The organism is Paenibacillus sp. PAMC21692 (assembly GCF_014303795.1).
Classification (GTDB): domain Bacteria; phylum Bacillota; class Bacilli; order Paenibacillales; family Paenibacillaceae; genus Pristimantibacillus; species Pristimantibacillus agaridevorans.
Map to the genome: position 1 here is coordinate 5,708,130 of NZ_CP060293.1, position 19,974 is coordinate 5,728,103.

A 19,974-nucleotide genomic window follows, 5' to 3' on the forward strand; every position below is an offset into this window, starting at 1 on the left:
CTTACTCACCGTTTTTCATGCGGCGATCAGCCTCTGCAGCCCTCTTTTGTGCTTTTAGGTCCGCCTCGTCCGCAAGCTCCTGAGAAAACTCCACGTCCTCGTTTTGGCCGATTGGCAAATCTCCGAAGTTCACCTTCTCCAGACTATTACCCAATCCATTGACATTTTTGTCGAGATGTTCAGTCATATTTAAATCCTCCTCGTATGCAACGATTGTCGTTCGCGTATAGGAACAGCAATAGCGTGCGCCTCGTTGGACTGAAATATGCAAAAAAGCACACCGCGGATTACTCTCCGCGGAATGCTTTTTTCATACGTTCGAATATGGATTCGTGATGCTCGCTTTGCTCGGCCGGGGGCTCCCCGTTCGATCCGCCGAACTGGCGAAGCAGATCCTTTTGTTCGTCGGACAGCTTGGTCGGCGTCACGACCGTCACCTTGACGTGCTGATCTCCCGTGCCGTAACCCCGCAGCTTCGGTACGCCCTTGCCCTTAAGGCGGAAATACGTGCCCGTCTGCGTGCCGGCTGGGATCTTAAGCTTAACCTTCTCCGTCAGCGTTGGAATTTCGATCTCGTCGCCCAGCGCTGCCTGCACGAACGTTAGCGGCACCTCGCAATAGATATCATCGTTCTCGCGCTCAAAGAAGTCATGCGGCTTCACCCGAATCACGATATAGAGATCTCCGGACGGACCTCCCCGCGTACCGCCTTCGCCCTCGCCGGTCATCCGAATTTGAGCTCCATCGTCCACGCCGGCCGGAATATTGATCTTGATCCGGCGTTGCTTCTTCACTTTGCCGGCGCCATGGCAGGTTCCGCATTTGTCGCGAATGATCTTGCCCGTGCCGCTGCAGTTCGTACATGCACGTCGGTTAACCATACGGCCAAATGGCGTATTCTGCACGACCTCCTGTTGTCCGGTCCCTCGGCATGTCGAACAGGTTTCCGGTTTCGTGCCTGGTTTGGCTCCCGATCCGTAACATGTATCGCAGGATTCAGTGCGCGGAATCGTAATTTCCGTTTCCTTGCCGAACACCGCTTCCTTGAACTCAACCGTCATCGTATATTGCAGATCGTTTCCGCGTTGGGGCGCGTTAGGATCTCTCCTGCCTCCGCCGCCTCCGCCGAAGAACATATCGAAGATGTCGCCGAAGCCTCCGAAGTCGGCGCCGCCCGCGCCGCCCATTCCCTGATTCGGATCTACATGTCCATACTGGTCGTAAGTCGATCGTTTCCCGTCGTCGCTGAGGACGTCGTACGCTTCTTTCACTTCCTTGAACTTGTTTTCCGCGTCCGCTTCCTTGTTGACATCGGGATGATATTGCCTGGCCAGCTTCCGATAAGATTTCTTGATATCTTCCGCGGAGGCATCCTTGCCGACGCCAAGCACCTCGTAATAATCCCGTTTGTTTGCCATCCGATTCTCACCTCCGCAATGAAATCACAACATCCTCTATCTTAACACGAGAAGAAACGGTGCCGTCAATGAACATTTGACGATACCGTTTCCGATCCCGCGTGACTTCCTTATGAACCGTGAAAGAGGGTCAAAGAAGGGCGAGCCCGTTCTTTGACCCCTGTCCCGCGTTATTACTTCTTATCGTCATTTACAACTTCATAGTCGGCATCTACGACGTTGTCCCTGGCTCTCGAGCCGCCAGCATCCCCTTCCGGTCCTGCATCCGCGCCTTCGGCACCTTGAGCGGCTTGCTCGTACAGCTTAACGGAAAGTTGTTGCACGATCTCCGTCAGTTCATCCGTAGCCGCTTTGATCTGCTCCAGATCTTCGGTAGCGAGCGCCGCTGTCACTTTTTCTTTGGCCGCGTTCGCTTTTTCGATCTCGGATGGATCTACTTTGTCGCCAAGATCTTTAATCGTCTTCTCCGTGGAGTACACAAGCTGGTCTGCCGCGTTCTTCGCTTCGACAAGCTCGCGACGCTTGCGGTCTTCGTCCGCGTGCAGCTCGGCGTCCTTCATCATTTGGTCGATATCAGCCTCGCTCAGGCCGCCGGAAGAAGTGATCGTGATCTTCTGGCTCTTGCCAGTGCCCTTGTCAAGTGCGGATACGTTAACGATACCGTTGGCATCGATGTCGAACGTAACTTCGATTTGCGGTACGCCGCGCGGAGCAGGCGGAATATCGCTCAGCGTAAAGCGGCCCAGCGTCTTGTTGCCGTTCGCCATGGAGCGCTCGCCCTGCAGGACGTGGATCTCTACGCCCGGCTGATTGTCCGCATAAGTGGAGAACACTTGCGACTTGCTTGTCGGGATTGTCGTGTTGCGGTCGATCATTTTCGTAAACACGCCGCCCGCCGTCTCGATGCCAAGAGACAATGGCGTAACGTCGAGCAATACGACGTCTTTTACGTCGCCTGTCAGAACGCCCGCTTGCACGGCTGCTCCGAGAGCTACGACTTCGTCCGGGTTAACGCCTTTGTGCGGCTCTTTGCCGGTCAGCTTCTTAACGGCTTCCTGGACTGCAGGAATACGAGTCGAACCGCCGACAAGAACGATTTTGTCGATCTGGTTTGCTGATAAACCGGAATCGCTCAGCGCTTGACGAGTAGGTCCAAGCGTACGCTCAACAAGCGCTGCGGAGAGCTCTTCGAATTTCGCGCGTGTCAGGTTCATCTCCAAGTGCTGCGGAACGCCGTCGACCATTGTGATAAACGGAAGGGAGATCGTCGAAGTCAGAACGCCGGAGAGCTCCTTTTTCGCTTTCTCCGCTGCGTCCTTCAGTCGTTGCACGGCCGCTTTGTCCTTGGACAGGTCAATGCCTTGCTCTTTCTTGAATTCCGCTACGAGGTGATCAATGATGACTTGGTCGAAATCGTCGCCGCCCAGTTTGTTGTCGCCGCTCGTTGCTTTTACCTCGAAGAATCCATCGCCTAGCTCCAGAATGGAAACGTCGAATGTGCCGCCGCCAAGGTCATAAACCAAAATAGTTTGGTCTTCGGACTTTTCCATGCCGTAAGCAAGTGCGGCTGCTGTTGGCTCGTTGACGATCCGCAGCACTTCCAGCCCTGCGATTTTGCCCGCATCCTTAGTCGCTTGACGCTGGCTGTCGTTGAAATAAGCCGGAACGGTAATAACTGCTTGAGTTACTGTCTGGCCAAGGTAAGCTTCCGCATCGGATTTCAATTTTTGCAAAATAATAGCGGAAATTTCTTGCGGCGTAAATTCTTTATCGTCGATTTTTTCTTTGTGGTTCGTGCCCATATGGCGCTTGATGGAAATGATCGTGCGATCCGGATTCGTAATCGCCTGGCGTTTAGCCGTCTCGCCGACGACGCGCTCTCCGTCCTTTTTGAAGCCAACGACGGAAGGCGTCGTGCGGCTGCCCTCCGGATTCGGAATGACGACGGCTTCGCCGCCTTCCATTACGGCAACGCAAGAGTTTGTGGTGCCAAGGTCAATACCGATAACTTTGCTCATTTGTAAATGGCCTCCTCAAAAGGTTGAATTATTCTCGTAAACCTGTATAACCATCATTCTGTTATTATCAATCATTCCGCATCGTTAACCGCTTACCTTCACCATCGCGGGACGAAGGACCTTCTCCTTCAGCATGTAGCCCTTCTGAACCTCCTCAACGACAATGCCTTCCTCGTATTCATCCGACTCCACCGTCATAATGGCTTGATGGAACTCCGGATTAAATGGTTGGCCTACTGCTTCGATCGCCTTGAGCCCTTCGGCTTCCAGCGTTTGAAACAGCTGACGGAAGATCATGTCGACTCCCTTAGCCAAGGAATCGTAATCGCTGTTGGATGAAGCGGCTGCCAGCGCACGTTCGAAGTTGTCGACGATCGGAACCAGTTGATCGATCAGCTTCATGGAAGCGTATTGCGCCAGCTCTTCTTTTTCCTTCATTGTGCGGCGGCGGAAGTTGTCGAAATCCGCTTGCGCGCGTAAGTATCGCTGTTGATTCTCCTCCGCTTGCTTCGTGAGCTCGGCGTACCTTGCATCCTCCCCGGCGTTCTCGCCAGCCTCGTTCTGATCGGCGAATTCCGATTCCGTTTGTTCGGCTGTCTGTTCCAGAGTTTCCTCGGCTGCTGTATCTGTTGTTTCATTATGTTGTTCTTTGGTACTCACCCTATCACCTCCTTCGTATAATGAACGCGGGCAGCCTGTGACTGCCTTTTGCCTTTTGCTCACTTATACCATCTGCCTAACAGCGTCCCCATATCCTTTGAAATCAGATTGAGCAAGCTGATCACTTTGCCATAATCCATTCGTGTAGGTCCGAGAATACCGATCGTCCCGAGCGCTTCTCCGTTTATGGAATAAGTGGCCGTAATAAGACTGCAATCGCTGATGGCCTTATGGTCATTTTCCGTGCCGATACGAACCCCGATACCCGACGGGAGAGAAGAAAACATCTTCATGATTGTAGGGGTCTCGTCAAGAAGATCAAGAATCGTCTTAACCTTGTCGACATCCTTGAATTCCGGCTGTGTCAACATATTCGTCGTTCCGCTCATAAAGACGCGCTGCTCCTCGTCGTTTTGAAGCGCGCTTTCGAGCACCGACAACAGCTCTTCGTAATGATCGATATGGCGCTCGAGCTCCTGTCCGACTTCCGAATGGAGCTTGGCTTTAAGGCGGATCAACGGCACGCCTACCAGCTTCGTATTCAGAATATTGACGACCTTCTGCATATCGTCCATATCCAGATTCGGCGGTATCGATATTGTGCGGTTCTCCACATGTCCCGTATTCGTTACGATGATCGCGACTGCCGACTCGGCATTTAGCGGCACCAGTCCAAAGTGCTTAAGCGACGTATGGAACAATTCTGGACCGAGCAATATCGACGTATAATTCGTCAAATTCGACAAAATCATGGCCGTTTGCTGAATAACCTGCTCCATCTGATTAAGCTTATCCGCAACGAATGATTTCATTAATCCCAGCTCATTGACGTTCACCTCGCCAAGCTTGACCAGATGATCGACATAATAACGATAACCTTTAGTGGAAGGTACGCGTCCGGCGGACGTATGGGGCTGCTCCAGAAATCCGAGCTCCTCCAGATCTGCCATCTCGTTGCGAATCGTGGCCGGGCTGAATCCGACATCTCCGCGCTTTGAGATGCTGCGCGAGCCTACAGGTTCTGCCGAACGGATATAGTCGTCTACAATGGCGTTTAATATCATGCGCTGTCGTTCCGTCAACATATCCAAACCCTCCTCCGATTCTCTTCGCGGGAAGGAGCGTTTCCCTTCCTCGTTAGCACTCAACTCCAATGAGTGCTAATCACTATTACAAAAATACCAAACAGCTCTGACGATTGTCAAGTCGGTTCGGCATTTTCGGATAATATTTTCATGCGGCGGCGCAGCAGCCCGGAAGCTCCCATCAAGAACGGAATGGCGACGAGATGGATCATGGCATAGCCGCCCCATACCTTTTGGATGACCTCGCCGATATAGACGCTATTCACGTATGTGTTCCATGCGACGAGCAGCAAGACGACGGCGATCGGATAGACGGCATAGCTGGCGCTCTTTAGTCCCAGTATCGTCTTCATTCCTTGCATCATTGAGAAAAACAACATCATCGTCTTCAGGAAAAACGTCATGATCCATAAAGCGATGAGAATGCCTTCTATCCGCTGCAGGAAGTTGCCCAAGCTGATCGTCTTCGCTAAAGCATAGGCCGGGAAGGTACTGTTGGCGGATTGTTCGATGCCCAGAATCAGGACGCTGAACAGCACGACGGACACCAGCAGCAAATGGCCGAAGGTCATGCCTCCCAGAAACGCCCCCTTCCAATTTCGAAGGCTTGCAAGCTGCGGCACGAATACGACCATGACGATAAGTTCCTGGAACATGGACGCATGAAAGCCTGCCTTCAATACGGGATCAAGTCCCCCCTCCAGCATCGGAGCGATGTATTCCCACTCGATCTGGGGAAGAAGCGCCAGAATGAGCACCATAAAAAAAAATAAAATCCACGGAAACATCAATTCTCCCAGCCTCGCCAGAACGACGATGCCCGTCTTGGCGCACATGACGCAAGCGGCCAGGAACAGAATTTGCACGATATCGATTGGGGTATCGGGCAGCACCTCGCTTGTCACAAAGAAACCGAGATTGCCGAGCAGCGTGCCCGCAAGGATCAGAAAATAAAAAAGATAGAGGAGGGACACCGCTTTCCCCGCCCACTTGCCGAACGCCTTCTCGAACATGCCGAACAAATTCTGTTCAGGGAACAGCTTGACCAGGCCGATATACATGGCTGCCATGCCGATGTTTATCAAGTAGCCCGCCAAACCTCCCAGCCACGCGTCTTCCCTGGCCGTCGCCGCAAGGCCGGAAGGCGTAACCAATATGGATGTGCCGACCGTCAGCCCGAATGTCAATATAAAAAACTGTCTGCTGCCCAATCCGGATTTGCCCACCTTCTCACCTCTCGATCTCGCCTTATGGCAGCATGGCATTGATTGGCGCGCAGATCACCCTGATGATTTCCATTGGCCTCGGCAGCTGCACCCCTGCCCATTCCGCGCTCATTGCGGCCGTCGCGACCAGCCAGACGGCGACAAAACAAGCTTTGTCCCGCTTGGACTTCAAAGCTTTAAGCTGAGGCCATTCCAGCAAAAGCACGAGAGGCATTAGCAGCGTAAGCGTCATGCTCCAGTTCATTGGCCCTCCATATCCTTCTTCAAAGGCTGAAGAATAGAGCCGACTTTGCGCAAGGCCACTTCCACGTTGACGTCGATTTTCGCCGTTTTGAAGTAGCTGTCCCATTCGCTTTTGTATTTGGCCCACTCCTTGGGCATTTGCCTGTGAAGCGCTTCGCCGAAACCATAGATGTCCGATGCGAACTTGCGCTGGACTTCGTGGATGTTGGAGGCCGTATTGCCGCGCGCCAGATCCTCCAGCTCCTTCTCGATCAAAGTAATGGAGCCCGGATCCGACAGATCCAGCTCGCACTGCACGTTATCCACGTTCGCTTCGAGGACATGCCTGACTTTGAAGGCTGGCTTGCCGTCTTCTCCCCTTACCGCTTTGATGGATGTTTTGGACTGCACAATGCTTACGCCGATACTCCCCTTGCCTCTTCCGGGACACGGAACGAACCCCGTCGTGCCGGATACGTTGTTAATCATGTAATTGACGGTTTTGCTGTCATCCTCGCCAAGCCAGCCTACGAGCTTGTCATTGCGGAACACGGCCAAACCTTCATGCTTGAGCATCGTCTCCGGACGAATCTCGCGCAGGAAGTCGTTGTTTCTCCCCTTCTTTTTGTCGCCTTCGACCCTCACGCCGGACAAGACGGGATTGGAGCCGCCGCGGTCCAGGACCGTGATGAAGTGCTGCAGCTTAATTCGGCCCGTCGCCGCCCATTTTTTGTTAGACACCATGATCGAAGAGAAAAGCGATTCAGCGGGTATCTTTTCGAAGGGAGTCACGACGCTGAGCACGTCTCTAGCCTTCGAGCCCTTGGCCACCAACATGTAGAAGTCGTTGCGGAGATCGTGTTCGCGGGCTACGTAATCCAAAACGTCGATCAGTCCTTTCCTGGCAAGCGATTCGCCGAATACCATCACTCTCAAATGGGACAGGTACAGCTGCCTTGGCACCTTGCCCAGCATGCGCTGAAGAGCGTCCGGAATGGATACTCCCTTCTCCGTGTAAGTAACGACCGACGCGGAGCCGGACGAACTCCGCTGCGAGCTGACCTCGTTGGGATTCACGACCTGCGCGGTCACCAGATAACCCGTTTCTTCCAGGTCCACGCCTAACGCGACGACGACGGCTAGATCGTTCAGCTCGCGCCTGTTCCAGCAGCCGGTCAACAGCGACGCGTGCAGAAGCAATCCCGCGAGCATGAGGCCCCGCAGCCGCTCTTTCATGACGAACCCTCGGAAGGTCTTGCGGGATCTGGCTGCTTCTTAAGGCTGCCGAAGTATTTGCGGGCGAAAGGCCTCATCAAACGGACCAGCGCATCCTTTTGGTCCGACAGCCTGAACGGGGCGAACGACGTCATATAAGGCACGCCCATGGATTCCAGTTTGCACAGATGGAGACCCAGCATAATGAGGAGAACGATTATGCCGTATAGGCCGAACAAAGCAGACAACACCATGAACGGGAATCGAAGGAGCCGCGCCGATATGCCGACGTTGAACGCCGGCAAAGCGAAATTGGAGATAGCCGTAATCGACACGACGATGACCATGGCGGCCGATATTAACCCCGCTTCGACGGCAGCTTGCCCGATGACGAGCGTGCCCACTATGGAGACGGATTGTCCGATCGACTTCGGCAATCGGATGCCCGCTTCCCGCAATATTTCGAACGTGATCTCCATGATCAAGGCTTCGATGAACGCCGGGAACGGAATGCCCTCCCGCTGTCCGATAAGGCTAAGAAGCAGATTGGGCGGGATCATCTCCTGATGGTACGTGGTAATCGCAATATAGAAGGACGGCGTAAGCAATGCGATCGCAAAACAAAAATAACGCAGCAGCCGCACAAGGCTCGCGAAATCGCCGCGTTGATAATAGTCCTCGCTGGACTGGAAGAAATGCATGAACAAGGCCGGTACAACCAGGACGAACGGACTGCCGTCAACCAGAATTGCTATGCGTCCCTCCAGCAATGCAGAGGAGATAACGTCGGGGCGCTCCGAGTTATAAACCGTCGGAAAAGGACTATACCGCTTATCCTGAATCATCTCTTCGATGTAATTGCTCTCGAGAATGCTGGGCAGATCCGCCTTCTCCAGCTTATCGTAGAGCTCCCGCAGGATGTTCGGATCAGTCTTGCCGTTCATATACATGACCACGACGGAAGTTCGCGTCTCCTCGCCCATGCGGAAGTACCGCATGCGGAGCGACGGATTCTGAATCCGTCTACGTATGAGCGCGGTGTTGTCGGAGATCGACTCCGTAAACCCTTCCCTCGGACCTCGCACGACCGATTGCGAAGTCGCTTCCTGCACGGCGCGCTGTTTCAAATTTTGCGTTCCCGCTGCGAGCGCTTTGGAGAGGCCGTCCAAATAGACCACGGTTCCTCCTGCCAGCAAACAAACGGTGGCGGCGCCGAGAGAATCGATCTCCATGATACGTCCTTCGGACAAAGTGTTGATCTTGAGTTCCCGAAGAGCCTGACCAGGCGAGACGCCGTCCTGTCCCTCCTGAGTCCGTTCGTCGTTTTTCGCTTCCAGCAAGGAATCAAGAATGCCGCTGGGATCGGCCAATCCTTCGACATAAACGACCAATCCGGCAATTCCCGCGAACTGCACCTCTCTGTATACGATGTCCGAGCTGTCGCCCATCAGTTCGATGATGGCATCCTGAAATTCGTTCAATGATTCGGGCAGTCGAAGATCGGGATCGTCTTCCCTCGACTCGTACGCGTTCATGACGTTCACCTCTTGTTGGATTGGTCGCGTTGCAGGAGCCACGTCTTCATAACATTTCCTATACGATGGAAAATATGACAACCTTGGGCGAATCGTCTCGCATATGCATCATGAGTTAAAAGTGGCGATTACCTGAAGTTCGGATGAACGAAACAAACCTTTTCACTTCATTCGGCCTGCCATCCCCCCCGCGCACGCAAAAAAAGCCCCTCGACCGGCTGCTTATCCGGTCGCGAAGCTTATGATTCAATCATTGCATTAGTCCAGTTCCCTCAGCACGGCGATCTCGTCGCACGCATTTTGCTTGGGGCAATTGACGCAATCCGTCCATACCTTCTCGGGAAAAATCTCCTTCTCCACGATCGTAAAGCCATTGCGCTCAAAAAATTTATCCGCATAGGTCAGCGCCATGACCTTGGTAATGCCTTGCGCTTTCGCTTGCTCCAGAAGTTTCTCCACAAGCTTGCTTCCAATACCGAGGCTCTTGTATCCATCCGTAATGCCAAGTGACCGGATCTCGACAAGATTGTCTCCCAGCTTCGTCAGCGCGCCGCAGCCGACCACTTCACTGCCGATCTCCGCCACGACGAACGTATCTATTATTCGAGTCAGGGCTTCGCGTGTACGCGGCAGCATAATGCCTTGTTCGGCGTAGCCTTGAATCAATTCATACAGCTTCTCTACATCTTCCGTCGTTGCTTTCCTGCAAAATACTTCCACTGCTTGCATATCTGCCTGCACCTCCACGAATCCCCGAATAAACTACATTTGGAATATGAATAAATATACATCAAAACGAATTAATTCTCAATAGCTATTTTCACTGGCAGAGTCGCCTATTTAAGCCAGTATATTCTGAAACGGGCTCGTTTCGTCTATGTCGTGATAAATGCGCCGAATACTTCGTTGCCAAGCAGAATGCCTCGATCCGTCAGACGGTAAATGGTATCTCCATTCTCCTCAATCCGCTCCATCAAACCGTTCGCAAGCTGCTTCTCCAGCGTCTCGCCGAACACGAGCTCCATCCGTTGTCCGGAAAACTGTTCCTGAAAGCGCGAGACCGGAACGCCTTCAAGCAGACGCAGTCCCACCATCATAAAGTCCTCCATCGCTTCACGTTCCGAAACCTCGAACGTCTCCAGCCTGGGGAGCTTGGCTGCAGCAGCGTCGATATAAGGCTGTACGCCCTTCAGATTGATATGCCGCGTACGATTGCTGTACCCGTGAGCCCCGGCGCCAAGACCATAATACGGTTCATTGCGCCAGTAGGTGGAGTTATGCCTGCTCTCAAAACCAGGTTTGGCAAAATTGCTGATCTCGTAGTGGCGATAACCGCCCTCTTGCAGCTTCTTCATTAATAGAAGAAACATCTCGTACTCCTCTTCTTCGGGAGGAAGCGGCAATTCATTGCGCTCGTACAGCTTGTGAAACAGCGTATTTTCCTCCACCTTAAGGCTGTACAGCGAATAATGCGGCAGCTTTAGTGCCATTGCCCTGTCGACGCTGTCCGACAAATGCTCCAGCGTCTGACCTGGCAAGCCGAACATCAGGTCGATCGACAAATTATCGAAGCCCACCTGACGCGCATTTTCCAGACTCCGATAGACATCGTCTACATTATGAATACGCCCGATACGCTCCAACAAGCTATTATCGAACGATTGAACGCCGAAGCTGATCCGGTTCACGCCGCCTGCCCGCATGGCGCCAAGCTTGTCTATATCGGTTGTGCCGGGATTCGCCTCCATGGAGAACTCCACGTTATCCGCAAGCGGGAAGTGCGTCGATACTGCTTTCAGGAATCTCTCCATCTGAGGCGGCGTCAATACTGTGGGCGTCCCTCCGCCAACAAATACAGTGTCTATCACCTCGGGACGCAGCGTCTCGACGGTTGTAATCATCTCTTGCTCCAGCGCGTCGAGATATTGATCGACGGGCTGTCCCCTTAGCACATACGACGTGAAGTCGCAGTAGTGGCATTTGTTCGTGCAGAACGGGATGTGTATATAGAGCGAGCGCGGCGACCGCGCTGTCGCGAGTTGCATCGTCATTACGTTTTCCCTCCCTATCACCATTTCCAACAACGGATCGAAGTTCTGTATATCTTGAAAAATTGAACAGAGGAGAGCAAATGCTCTCCTCCGTCTTACTTCAGTCATTCGAAGAACGGTTCGATCATCCATTCGACCGGAATGCAGCCTAATCCTCGTCAATCTTGAGGACCGCCATGAACGCTTCTTGCGGTACCTCAACGTTGCCGACCTGCTTCATCCGTTTCTTGCCTTCCTTCTGTTTCTCGAGCAGCTTGCGTTTCCGGCTGATGTCGCCGCCATAACACTTGGCAAGGACGTTTTTGCGCATCGCCTTAACCGTCTCGCGCGCGATAACCTTCGTGCCGATGGATGCCTGGACCGGCACTTCGAACATCTGCCGCGGAATCAGTTCCTTAAGCTTCTCGCAGATGACCCGGCCGCGATTGTATGCACGATCGCGATGGACGATAACGGACAGCGCATCGACCTGCTCGCCGTTTAGCATGATGTCCATCTTTACGAGATTCGACTTCCGATAGCCGGACAATTCGTAATCGAAGGAAGCATAACCCTTCGTGCTGGACTTCAATTGATCAAAGAAATCGTAGACAATTTCCGATAACGGCAATTCATAGGTCAACGTCACGCGGTTCGAATCCAGGTATTCCATGTTCACGAATTCGCCGCGTTTACCCTGGCAAAGCTCCATAATAGCTCCGACATAATCGTTTGGCACGATAACGTCGGCTTTGACGTATGGCTCTTCTACAAAGTCCAGCTTGCCCGATTCGGGATAATTGGACGGGTTATCAATATTAAGCTGCTCGCCGTTCGTCAGCGTAACCTTGTAGATAACGCTTGGCGCCGTCGTGATGAGCGGAATATTGAATTCGCGTTCGATACGCTCCTGAATGATCTCCATGTGAAGCAGGCCGAGGAATCCGCAGCGGAACCCGAAACCCAGCGCTGTCGAGGATTCCGCCTCGTAGCGAAGCGAAGCGTCGTTAAGCTCCAGCTTCTCGAGCGCCTCGCGCAGGTCGTTGTAATCCTGGGTCTCGATCGGGTACAGACCGCAGTAAACCATCGGATTGATACGGCGATAACCTGGCAACGGTTCTGGCGCGGGACGCTTTGCTTCCGTTATGGTATCGCCGACGCGAGTGTCCTTCACATTTTTAATACCGGCGACTACAAACCCGACGTCGCCTACCGCGAGCTCGTCCACAATGGTCATTCTCGGCTTGAACACGCCGACCTCGATAACTTCGAATTCAGCGCCTGTTGCCATGAAGCGAATTTTTTTGCCCGCCTTGATGCTGCCGTCGACGACGCGAACATTGACGATAACGCCCTTGTAGGCATCATAATGCGAGTCGAAAATAAGCGCCTTCAGCGGCCCGTCCGGATCGCCGTTCGGCGCCGGTACTTTGTGCACGATCTGCTCCAGAATCTCCTTGATGCCGATTCCGGCCTTGGCGGAAGCATGTACCGCTTCGCTGGCGTCGAGACCGATAACATCCTCGATCTCCTGCTTTACCCGATCGGGCTCCGCGCTCGGCAGATCGATCTTATTAATAACGGGCAGCACCTCGAGGTTATTGTCCAGCGCCAGGTAGACGTTGGCAAGCGTCTGCGCTTCGATGCCTTGCGCGGCATCGACGACCAGCAGGGCGCCCTCGCAGGCAGCCATGCTGCGAGATACCTCGTATGTAAAGTCGACATGCCCGGGTGTATCGATTAAATTAAGGTAATATTCTTCGCCATCGTCCGCGCGATAACTGAGACACACGGCTTTCAACTTAATGGTAATGCCTCGCTCGCGCTCCAGATCCATGTTGTCCAGCACTTGGGCCTGCATCTCGCGGTTGGTCAACGCGCCGGTTGATTCCAGAATCCGGTCCGCCAGCGTCGACTTGCCGTGGTCAATATGCGCGATAATAGAAAAATTTCTTATTTTCTTCTGTCGTTCAAGAACATCAGACATCCTTCAAGCCCCCACACTCCAATAATCCAATCATTCTTCCTATTATATCAGCAACAGGGGGACACATCAATGAAAGTTAGTTGAGCAATCCGTCGAACAGCGAAGCGAAGAAACGGATGCCTTTGCTCGATGCCGTCTGAAGGATGCCGGATGTGGAATCCGCGATTCGATTGACGGCTGCCGGATCATCCTCGACAGGCATGCCGGGAAGACGGTTATTCTCCCTGCCGTAAGCGTCCCCGTAAGCGATTCTGCGAACGTCGTCCAGCTCTTTTTCGAGCTCCGCGATCCTACGGTCGGTCTCGTTGGCATAATAAACCCGATCTCCGCCGTTTGCGTACGGCTCCGAGTCGTCCATCGGTCCGTAGATCCGCTCGATACCTGTAGTAGACATCTCGATCCCGAATAATACGATAAACGTCAGCGCTCCGCCCAGCAGAAGCAGCTTCCAAGTTTTCCGTTTCATTGCTTCACCTCCTTGCCCGATGCTTCCTCCGCTTGTCGTTCCTTCCAATGTATCGACGCAATAACTTCTGCAAGCGCGTCTGCAGTCCTGTAGGATTCCTCCAAAGTATTGTCCACGCCGCCAACCTCGATCAATACGCTCTCGGAGGCAAGCGACTGGTTATATTCGGCATTGCCTGTAGCAGCAGTCTTCCCCCATATCCCCCGCGAGATACCCGGATACTCCTTCTCAAGCGCGTCATGGATCTTTGTGGCAAACGCTTCATTTTCCTTCCAGTTCGGGTTGCGATGCCCGATTATAAAATAAACCTGCGCGTAGCTCTTTCCGCCGATATCGACCGTCGTATATTTGCGTTTCTGGGAATCGCGATGAAGATCGAAAAAATAGGTCAGATCATTGCTTCCCGCCAGCGCCTCCTTGACCGTCTTCATGGAGTACTTATAGCTGAGCTCCCAGCGGTAATCCTGTATTGCCGTCGGGTAATCCGTATCGGACAACACAGATCCGATGCCATGCTCTTCGAGCTTCGAGGCAAGCCGCTTGCCGACCAATGTTATATTCGTCGTGCTGGAGCTAGGATCTTTTGTGCCTGGTTCAAGTTCGGGATACCAGGATTCCCGGTTGTGGGAATGATAGATGAAGGCCAGCTTCTTCCCTTCCGGTTGTCCTCCGCCAGGTTTCGGATCCGTCGAGCCTGCGTCTTCACCCCCGTTTCCGTCAGGCTGATCCGTTTCACTGGCGCTGCCATCGTCTTCGCCGTTGGAGTCTGACGGCGTTTTCGGTTCCGGCGCCGGCTCGAAGATCGGCGAATGATCCTGCGGACCGACAGCCGTATCCGTGCCGATGCCCTTGCGAATCAGAAATGCATCGCTTTGCGGCATTCCCGGCAACTCGCTGGCCAACAGACTGCCGGGATTGGCGGGGTTAATATCAGTCAGCGACCTCATCAGGAACACGCTGATTTCTTTGCCCGTCAGCGAATCCGAAGGCAGGTTGCTCGCGAACGCCGGCATCTCCATCTCCAGCATGTTACCGAACAAGCCGCTGGACACAGACGCCGCGAAACCTCTCATGGACACAGACGGCACGGCAGACGAATGCTGGTAAAGCATCGCAGCAAGTCCTAGCAATATCATAAATATGGCGGAGCTGAGCGCCATGGCTGCAAAGGCTCTGCCCGTCACAAGCAATTCGCGGACGGGACTCGTCTCCCCGCGTGCTGCGGAGTAACGTAATCCTGACAACATTTTGCGTAGACCATACATGATTTACACCCTCCCAAGGCGAAACGGATGTCGCATTCAATCGTAGGCGCAGCGCGTTTAGCAAAGTCTAGACTCTTATCAAGCCTTGTACATTACTCTATGAACCTGGGAGAGTTGATAGAACCATAACTACTAGAAAATCGGCCATAATAATAGATTGCTAGAAACTAGGAAGAATGACAGTATGCAAAAACAGCCTTGCAGACCGGATTCGGACCGCAAGGCTTTTGCGCCTGGCTTCTTTGCTGCATCAATGGGTATAAGCGGCAACGTTATCGGTATCCACAGCTTCGTGCAAGGCGGCATTTAAGCCGCTCGCAATGATATTAGCTATATCCTCGACGAATTGGTCGACTTCCTTTGGCGTAACGAGCAGGTCATGACCGACGGGACCCAATACTTCTTTAACGAGCTGCAATCGCTCATTTTCCGGGATGCTGTTCATTAGGCCGAATATTTGATTCGTATCGCCCTTCTGCTCTTCCAGATGATTCTTCATCATCTCGAATGCGTTGTTTACGATTGTGGATGCATAGACGACCGTCGGAACTCCGATTGCGATGACGGGAACGCCCAAAATCTCTTTTGTAAGTCCTTTACGTTTGTTGCCGATGCCGGAGCCCGGATGAATGCCGGTATCCGCGATCTGAATCGTGGTATTTACCCGCTCCAGCGCCTTGGAAGCTAGGGCATCGATCGCGATGATGAGATCCGGCTTGGATTGCTCGGCGATGCCGCGCACGATTTCGCTGGATTCGATGCCTGTAATGCCCAGCACGCCAGGCGCTACCGCACTGACCGGGCGGTATCCCGGCGCAACCTGATCCGGCATCAACTCGAAGAAGTGCCGCGTCACCATCACGTTTTCGACTACGATCGGGCCAAGCGCATCCGGCGTCACGTTCCAGTTGCCCAGACCGACGATCAGCACCTTTGCCATTTTATTAATTTGGAGACGCTCCAGGAACGACTCAAAATGTTTGGCGAATTGAGTAGCCACTCGATCCTGAAGCGTCGTATCGCCATTTCTTAACTCTGGTACTTCGATCGTCACGTATTGCCCTACAATTTTGCCAATCGCCTGCGAGCCTTGCTCGTTCTGGACATGAAGGACCGTAATGGTAATGCCGTCATCCTCCGTCACCTCCGAATGAATACCGGGAATGGGTCCTCCGTCGGGCTTGGCCAGCTCCCTTGCCTCAAGGGCAAGGTCTGTCCGTATATTGAATTGCTGCAGATCGAGCTCTTCGCGCGCTTGTTCCTTCATCATTATGCCGCTCCTTTCGCACCATGTACTTTCGTTATTGTTTGCAAAGTCGGTTATTTCATACGATTGCTTCCGCTTTTGGCCATCAAATGGGACGTGCTTCGACATAAATGGTTACTATTGCTTTTTGGGCAGTCGCATGATAATATATTTTAAGTTGTGTTACGTGCGATGCACAGAATTACGTAGGAGGTGAATTCCATGCCAAACATTAAATCCGCGATTAAACGCGTTAAGACTAACGAGAAACGCCGTGCTCTAAACGCTTCCCAAAAATCCGCACTTCGTTCGGCCGTTAAATCTGCTGACCAAGCTATCGCTGGAACGGACGTAGATGCAGCTAAAGCTGCTCTGCTCGTTGCAACGAAAAAATTGGACAAAGCAGTAACAAAAGGCCTGATTCATAAAAATGCGGCTGCCCGCAAAAAATCCCGTCTTGCGAAACGTCTAAACTCCCTGTCCGCTCAAGCGTAAGCTGCTGCGACAAGAAGATGGATGATCCATTAGCTCGACGATGCGATTCCGATAAGCTTTGCTGACCTACTAAGGCCGGTGAAGCTTATTTGTTTGTGGAGGGGGCTTTTGTGCTCGGTTTTTCATAGACGGCAGCGTAAATGCAATGATTAAAATAAAAAAGCCAGCAGAGCTACGCGCCCTTGCTGACTCCCAGTGATAACAAGTATAGTTCTAATCCGAGCGCCTTGTCGATTAAACCGCTCTTCATATTGTAATCCAGCTCGGCAAGTGACGCTAACAGCGCTCCTAGTCTTGCTGTCGCGAATTTCTTCGCCTTCTCGGCAGCCAGCTTCACTGCATAAGGATGCAAACCCAGATGTCCTGCCATCTGCTGAGGCGAATAGTGATGCCCCTCCAACTCCTTAATCTGCAGCATAATACGAAGCTGCCTTGCGATCAACGCTGCGATCTTGATGGGCTCCTCCCGGCGGACAAGCAGTTGGTGGTACATGCCTAGAGCTTTGTCGATACGAAGCTCAGCGATCGCATCGATCAAGGCAAATACGTCCTCTTCGACGGTAGCCGCAGTCAATAATGCGGTTTGTTCGGCATCTATGACTCCTCCTTCACCTGCATGAAGGCATAACTTGTCTACTTCCTGGGACAGCTGACCCGTCCCCACACCCACTCGCGTTATAAGCAGCTCTGCCGCAGCTGCCGTCAGGGTACGCTTCTGTTCGGCCGCCCGCTTCACGAGCCATTGCTTCAGCTCCTGAATCTCCATCTCCGGGAATGCGACAATAGAACCGCGATCCTTTAGCGCCTTAACCAGCTTGCGTCGTTCGTCAAGCTTGTCCGCATGAACGGCAAAGACGATAACAGACGATGGAAGCGGGTTATCCAAATATCGCAGCAGCGTTTCCGGACGGTGCTCCAGCTTCGTGTTCTCTTTGCCGCCAGCTGCCATTACGCTAACATCTCTTATAAGAACCAGCTTCCGTTCGATGAAGAAAGGCGGCGTCTCTGCCTCCAATACGGCCTCGTCAAGCGCGGATTCCGCCGTATCGAACTTAACGATCCCCATCTCGCGTTCTTCCTGCGCAAACATAAAGCTGGTCAGTGCATCAATGAATTGTCCCATTCGGTAACGATCTTTTCCGTATAAAACATATACCGGACGGAATTTACCGGCTTTGATTTCTTTAAATGCTTCGCGAATATCCAACTTGCCACTCCCCTTGCGATCCATGCTCCCTTTAACATTACCAGCAGACGGCGCTGGAAGCAACAAAGGGATGCTTGCCCCATACAGGGCGGCATCCCTTTGTCTTTATATTAACATTCACAGGCGGCTCCATGGCGCCGCCGTACATGAATGGTCTTACGACGTTCAGCTCCACGTCGTAGACGAATCTCATGCTTTATCATACTCAGGGGCATCGGCATATGTGCATATTTCCCCTCGAAAAAATGGGTTGCACCATTCCGTTACTCCAAAGCGTGCTGCGACTGGGAGTGCATTCGCCAAAAATCAGTCTGCCTTCCGTTCCTCAAAAGACGGGATAGCAATTTCATACTTCTGTGCCGCGCCGTGGTCCAAGCTTACTTCATAAGTAAGCGAAGCGCTGTCCTGCGCCCAGACCAGATTAACGTGCAGGCCGTTCTTTCTTTCCGTTTGGAACAACGTCGAACTGTCACTGGCAGACAGGATGACAATAGAAAACCCATCCACATTCGCCATATATTGTCCGTCGGGCGATGGCAGCATCGCATGTCCCGTAACGCCCATGTCAGGCTCATGCTTTGACGCGCTTTCAAAACCAGAACTCGTCTCTTCCTCAACGGGCTTTGTAAGCTCGCTATTGCGCTGTGCCGAATTAGGGAGCGCCCCTGACCCGCTGGCGTTGAAGCCGCTTTCCGGCTCCATGAGATTGCCGTTCGGGTCCGTTAAGCCATACGGCCCTTTGAGATTTTCCGTTCCATCCGTTGGCGCATCGGCGGAGGCATCTCCGCCTGGATCCTTCATGGCGCTGAGTGGCGAGACATCCATTACCGAGGTGTCGTCCTTCATCTCCATCTCGGCGGCTGATTGGCCAATAGAGGAAGCCTTGTCTTGATCGTTTAAACTTGATTGCGGCGGATACGTCACCAGGAATATCCCTGCCACAATTCCCGCAGCAACAACGCCGCTGATCGACTTCCAGGATGGCCAGCGCCGCGTACGTTGCGTTCTTCGCGTCAACGATCCCTGATCATACGTTGTTGCAGGAACGGCCAATGTTTCCGCATGCTTCGTTTCGTTATCGATCCGGATCAACTCTGGCATAATGGCATCGACCAGGCTGTAGGCAGGCGTTACCTTGGGCAGATTATTAAGCTCGGCGGATAATCTGGTAAGTCGTTCGAACATGGCGGCACAGTCCGGACAATGTCTGGTATGATTCATTAAGACTTCCATCTCGCTCTCGCGCAGATCGTCGTCTAGCTGTCGCTGCATAAGCTCCGTCACCTCTTGACAATTCACCCCCGGACACCACCTTTCTGATAATCTTGAAGTAAACTCTGTAGTTGCTGTCTGGCTCTGAACAGATAGGATTTAACCGTGTTGAGAGGCAAATCAAGCGATTCGGCAATTTCGTTGTACGAAAAATCTTGCAGGTATCGCAGCACAACGACCGTCCGGTGGTTCTCCGGAAGCTGTTCGATCGCGCTTCGAATATCCTGCAGGGCGTAAGCGGACAACACTTCCTCTTCGACGTTCTGCTTCTCCCTAAATACAAGCTCATGCTCGTCGATGGAAATCGTCGGCTTGTTGCGCCTGAACTTGTCAATGCAAATATTCGTTACAATCCGTTGAATCCATGTCTTGAACTGCGCCTTCTCTTCGTAGGAACCAATCTTGGTGTAAATTCGGATCAACGCCTCCTGGGAGGCATCCATGGCATCCTGTTCATTGTTTAATATATAATAGGCTGTCCGATAAACATGGGTTTCAATCTCTCGCAATAGAGTAATTAACGCATCGCGATCTCCCGATTGAGCGGCTTTGATCAGGCCGGGCTCCACCACGAAGGATCCTCCTCTCTTGCAACCTTACAGACGGATCGGTTGCATTAAAAGTTGC

The 19,974-nt window shown here is 52.8% G+C and carries 19 protein-coding genes; 1 reads left to right on the forward strand and 18 read right to left on the reverse strand.

The window, feature by feature from the left end; all coding sequences use genetic code 11:
* Window position 1: 1 nt before the first annotated feature.
* The 15 genes from H7F31_RS23380 to gpr all read right to left on the reverse strand — a co-directional run bounded on the left by H7F31_RS23380 (window position 2) and on the right by gpr (window position 16,397).
* Window positions 2–187 (reverse strand): YfhD family protein, encoded by a 186-nt coding sequence (locus tag H7F31_RS23380; protein ID WP_187100740.1) that lies wholly within the window; start codon window positions 185–187, stop codon window positions 2–4.
* A gap of 100 nt (window positions 188–287) precedes the next feature.
* Entirely contained in the window at window positions 288–1,418 is a 1,131-nt protein-coding gene (gene dnaJ / locus H7F31_RS23385) for a molecular chaperone DnaJ (protein WP_087567164.1), read from the reverse strand.
* Between the two features lie 173 nt (window positions 1,419–1,591).
* Window positions 1,592–3,436, reverse strand: coding sequence for a molecular chaperone DnaK (gene dnaK / locus H7F31_RS23390; RefSeq protein WP_187100741.1), 1,845 nt, complete (start codon window positions 3,434–3,436; stop codon window positions 1,592–1,594).
* 84 nt (window positions 3,437–3,520) lie between these two features.
* Window positions 3,521–4,096, reverse strand: a complete 576-nt coding sequence (gene grpE / locus H7F31_RS23395) for a nucleotide exchange factor GrpE (protein WP_187100742.1) — start codon at window positions 4,094–4,096, stop codon at window positions 3,521–3,523.
* Between the two features lie 59 nt (window positions 4,097–4,155).
* Window positions 4,156–5,181, reverse strand: coding sequence for a heat-inducible transcriptional repressor HrcA (gene hrcA / locus H7F31_RS23400; RefSeq protein ID WP_087567167.1), 1,026 nt, complete (start codon window positions 5,179–5,181; stop codon window positions 4,156–4,158).
* 116 nt (window positions 5,182–5,297) lie between these two features.
* Entirely contained in the window at window positions 5,298–6,407 is a 1,110-nt protein-coding gene (locus H7F31_RS23405; RefSeq protein ID WP_261800108.1) for a GerAB/ArcD/ProY family transporter, read from the reverse strand.
* A 22-nt stretch (window positions 6,408–6,429) separates the two neighbouring features.
* Entirely contained in the window at window positions 6,430–6,651 is a 222-nt protein-coding gene (locus H7F31_RS23410) for a hypothetical protein (protein ID WP_187100744.1), read from the reverse strand.
* Window positions 6,648–7,865, reverse strand: coding sequence for a Ger(x)C family spore germination protein (locus H7F31_RS23415; protein WP_187100745.1), 1,218 nt, complete (start codon window positions 7,863–7,865; stop codon window positions 6,648–6,650). The genes H7F31_RS23410 and H7F31_RS23415 overlap by 4 nt, the downstream gene beginning before the upstream one ends.
* The gene (locus H7F31_RS23420) at window positions 7,862–9,379 is read right to left on the reverse strand and encodes a spore germination protein (RefSeq protein WP_187100746.1); all 1,518 of its coding nucleotides are present in this window, start codon (window positions 9,377–9,379) and stop codon (window positions 7,862–7,864) included. Before H7F31_RS23420 ends, H7F31_RS23415 begins: the two co-directional genes overlap by 4 nt.
* A gap of 258 nt (window positions 9,380–9,637) precedes the next feature.
* Window positions 9,638–10,108: an N-acetyltransferase gene (locus tag H7F31_RS23425; RefSeq protein ID WP_087567171.1), complete on the reverse strand. Its 471-nt coding sequence runs from the start codon at window positions 10,106–10,108 to the stop codon at window positions 9,638–9,640.
* Window positions 10,109–10,254: 146 nt separating this feature from the next.
* Complete coding sequence (gene hemW / locus H7F31_RS23430) at window positions 10,255–11,430, reverse strand: radical SAM family heme chaperone HemW (protein ID WP_187100747.1); 1,176 nt, start codon at window positions 11,428–11,430, stop codon at window positions 10,255–10,257.
* 148 nt (window positions 11,431–11,578) lie between these two features.
* Window positions 11,579–13,396: a translation elongation factor 4 gene (gene lepA / locus H7F31_RS23435; protein WP_087567172.1), complete on the reverse strand. Its 1,818-nt coding sequence runs from the start codon at window positions 13,394–13,396 to the stop codon at window positions 11,579–11,581.
* A gap of 76 nt (window positions 13,397–13,472) precedes the next feature.
* Window positions 13,473–13,862, reverse strand: a complete 390-nt coding sequence (locus H7F31_RS23440) for a hypothetical protein (protein ID WP_187100748.1) — start codon at window positions 13,860–13,862, stop codon at window positions 13,473–13,475.
* Window positions 13,859–15,127: a stage II sporulation protein P gene (locus tag H7F31_RS23445; protein WP_187100749.1), complete on the reverse strand. Its 1,269-nt coding sequence runs from the start codon at window positions 15,125–15,127 to the stop codon at window positions 13,859–13,861. Before H7F31_RS23445 ends, H7F31_RS23440 begins: the two co-directional genes overlap by 4 nt.
* A 250-nt stretch (window positions 15,128–15,377) precedes the next feature.
* A complete protein-coding gene (gene gpr, locus H7F31_RS23450; RefSeq protein ID WP_258235314.1) occupies window positions 15,378–16,397 on the reverse strand; it encodes a GPR endopeptidase in 1,020 nt (339 codons plus the stop codon).
* Between the two features lie 198 nt (window positions 16,398–16,595).
* On the opposite strand from gpr, the gene rpsT reads away from it, so the two are divergent.
* Window positions 16,596–16,868, forward strand: a complete 273-nt coding sequence (gene rpsT / locus H7F31_RS23455; protein WP_087567176.1) for a 30S ribosomal protein S20 — start codon at window positions 16,596–16,598, stop codon at window positions 16,866–16,868.
* Between the two features lie 172 nt (window positions 16,869–17,040).
* Here rpsT and holA read toward each other — a convergent pair whose 3' ends face one another.
* From holA to H7F31_RS23470, 3 genes are all read right to left on the reverse strand, one after another.
* Window positions 17,041–18,075, reverse strand: a complete 1,035-nt coding sequence (gene holA / locus H7F31_RS23460; protein ID WP_187100750.1) for a DNA polymerase III subunit delta — start codon at window positions 18,073–18,075, stop codon at window positions 17,041–17,043.
* Window positions 18,076–18,381: 306 nt separating this feature from the next.
* Window positions 18,382–19,374, reverse strand: a complete 993-nt coding sequence (locus tag H7F31_RS23465; RefSeq protein WP_187100751.1) for an anti-sigma factor family protein — start codon at window positions 19,372–19,374, stop codon at window positions 18,382–18,384.
* The gene (locus H7F31_RS23470; RefSeq protein WP_087567179.1) at window positions 19,371–19,919 is read right to left on the reverse strand and encodes an RNA polymerase sigma factor; all 549 of its coding nucleotides are present in this window, start codon (window positions 19,917–19,919) and stop codon (window positions 19,371–19,373) included. The genes H7F31_RS23465 and H7F31_RS23470 overlap by 4 nt, the downstream gene beginning before the upstream one ends.
* Window positions 19,920–19,974 lie beyond the last annotated feature (55 nt).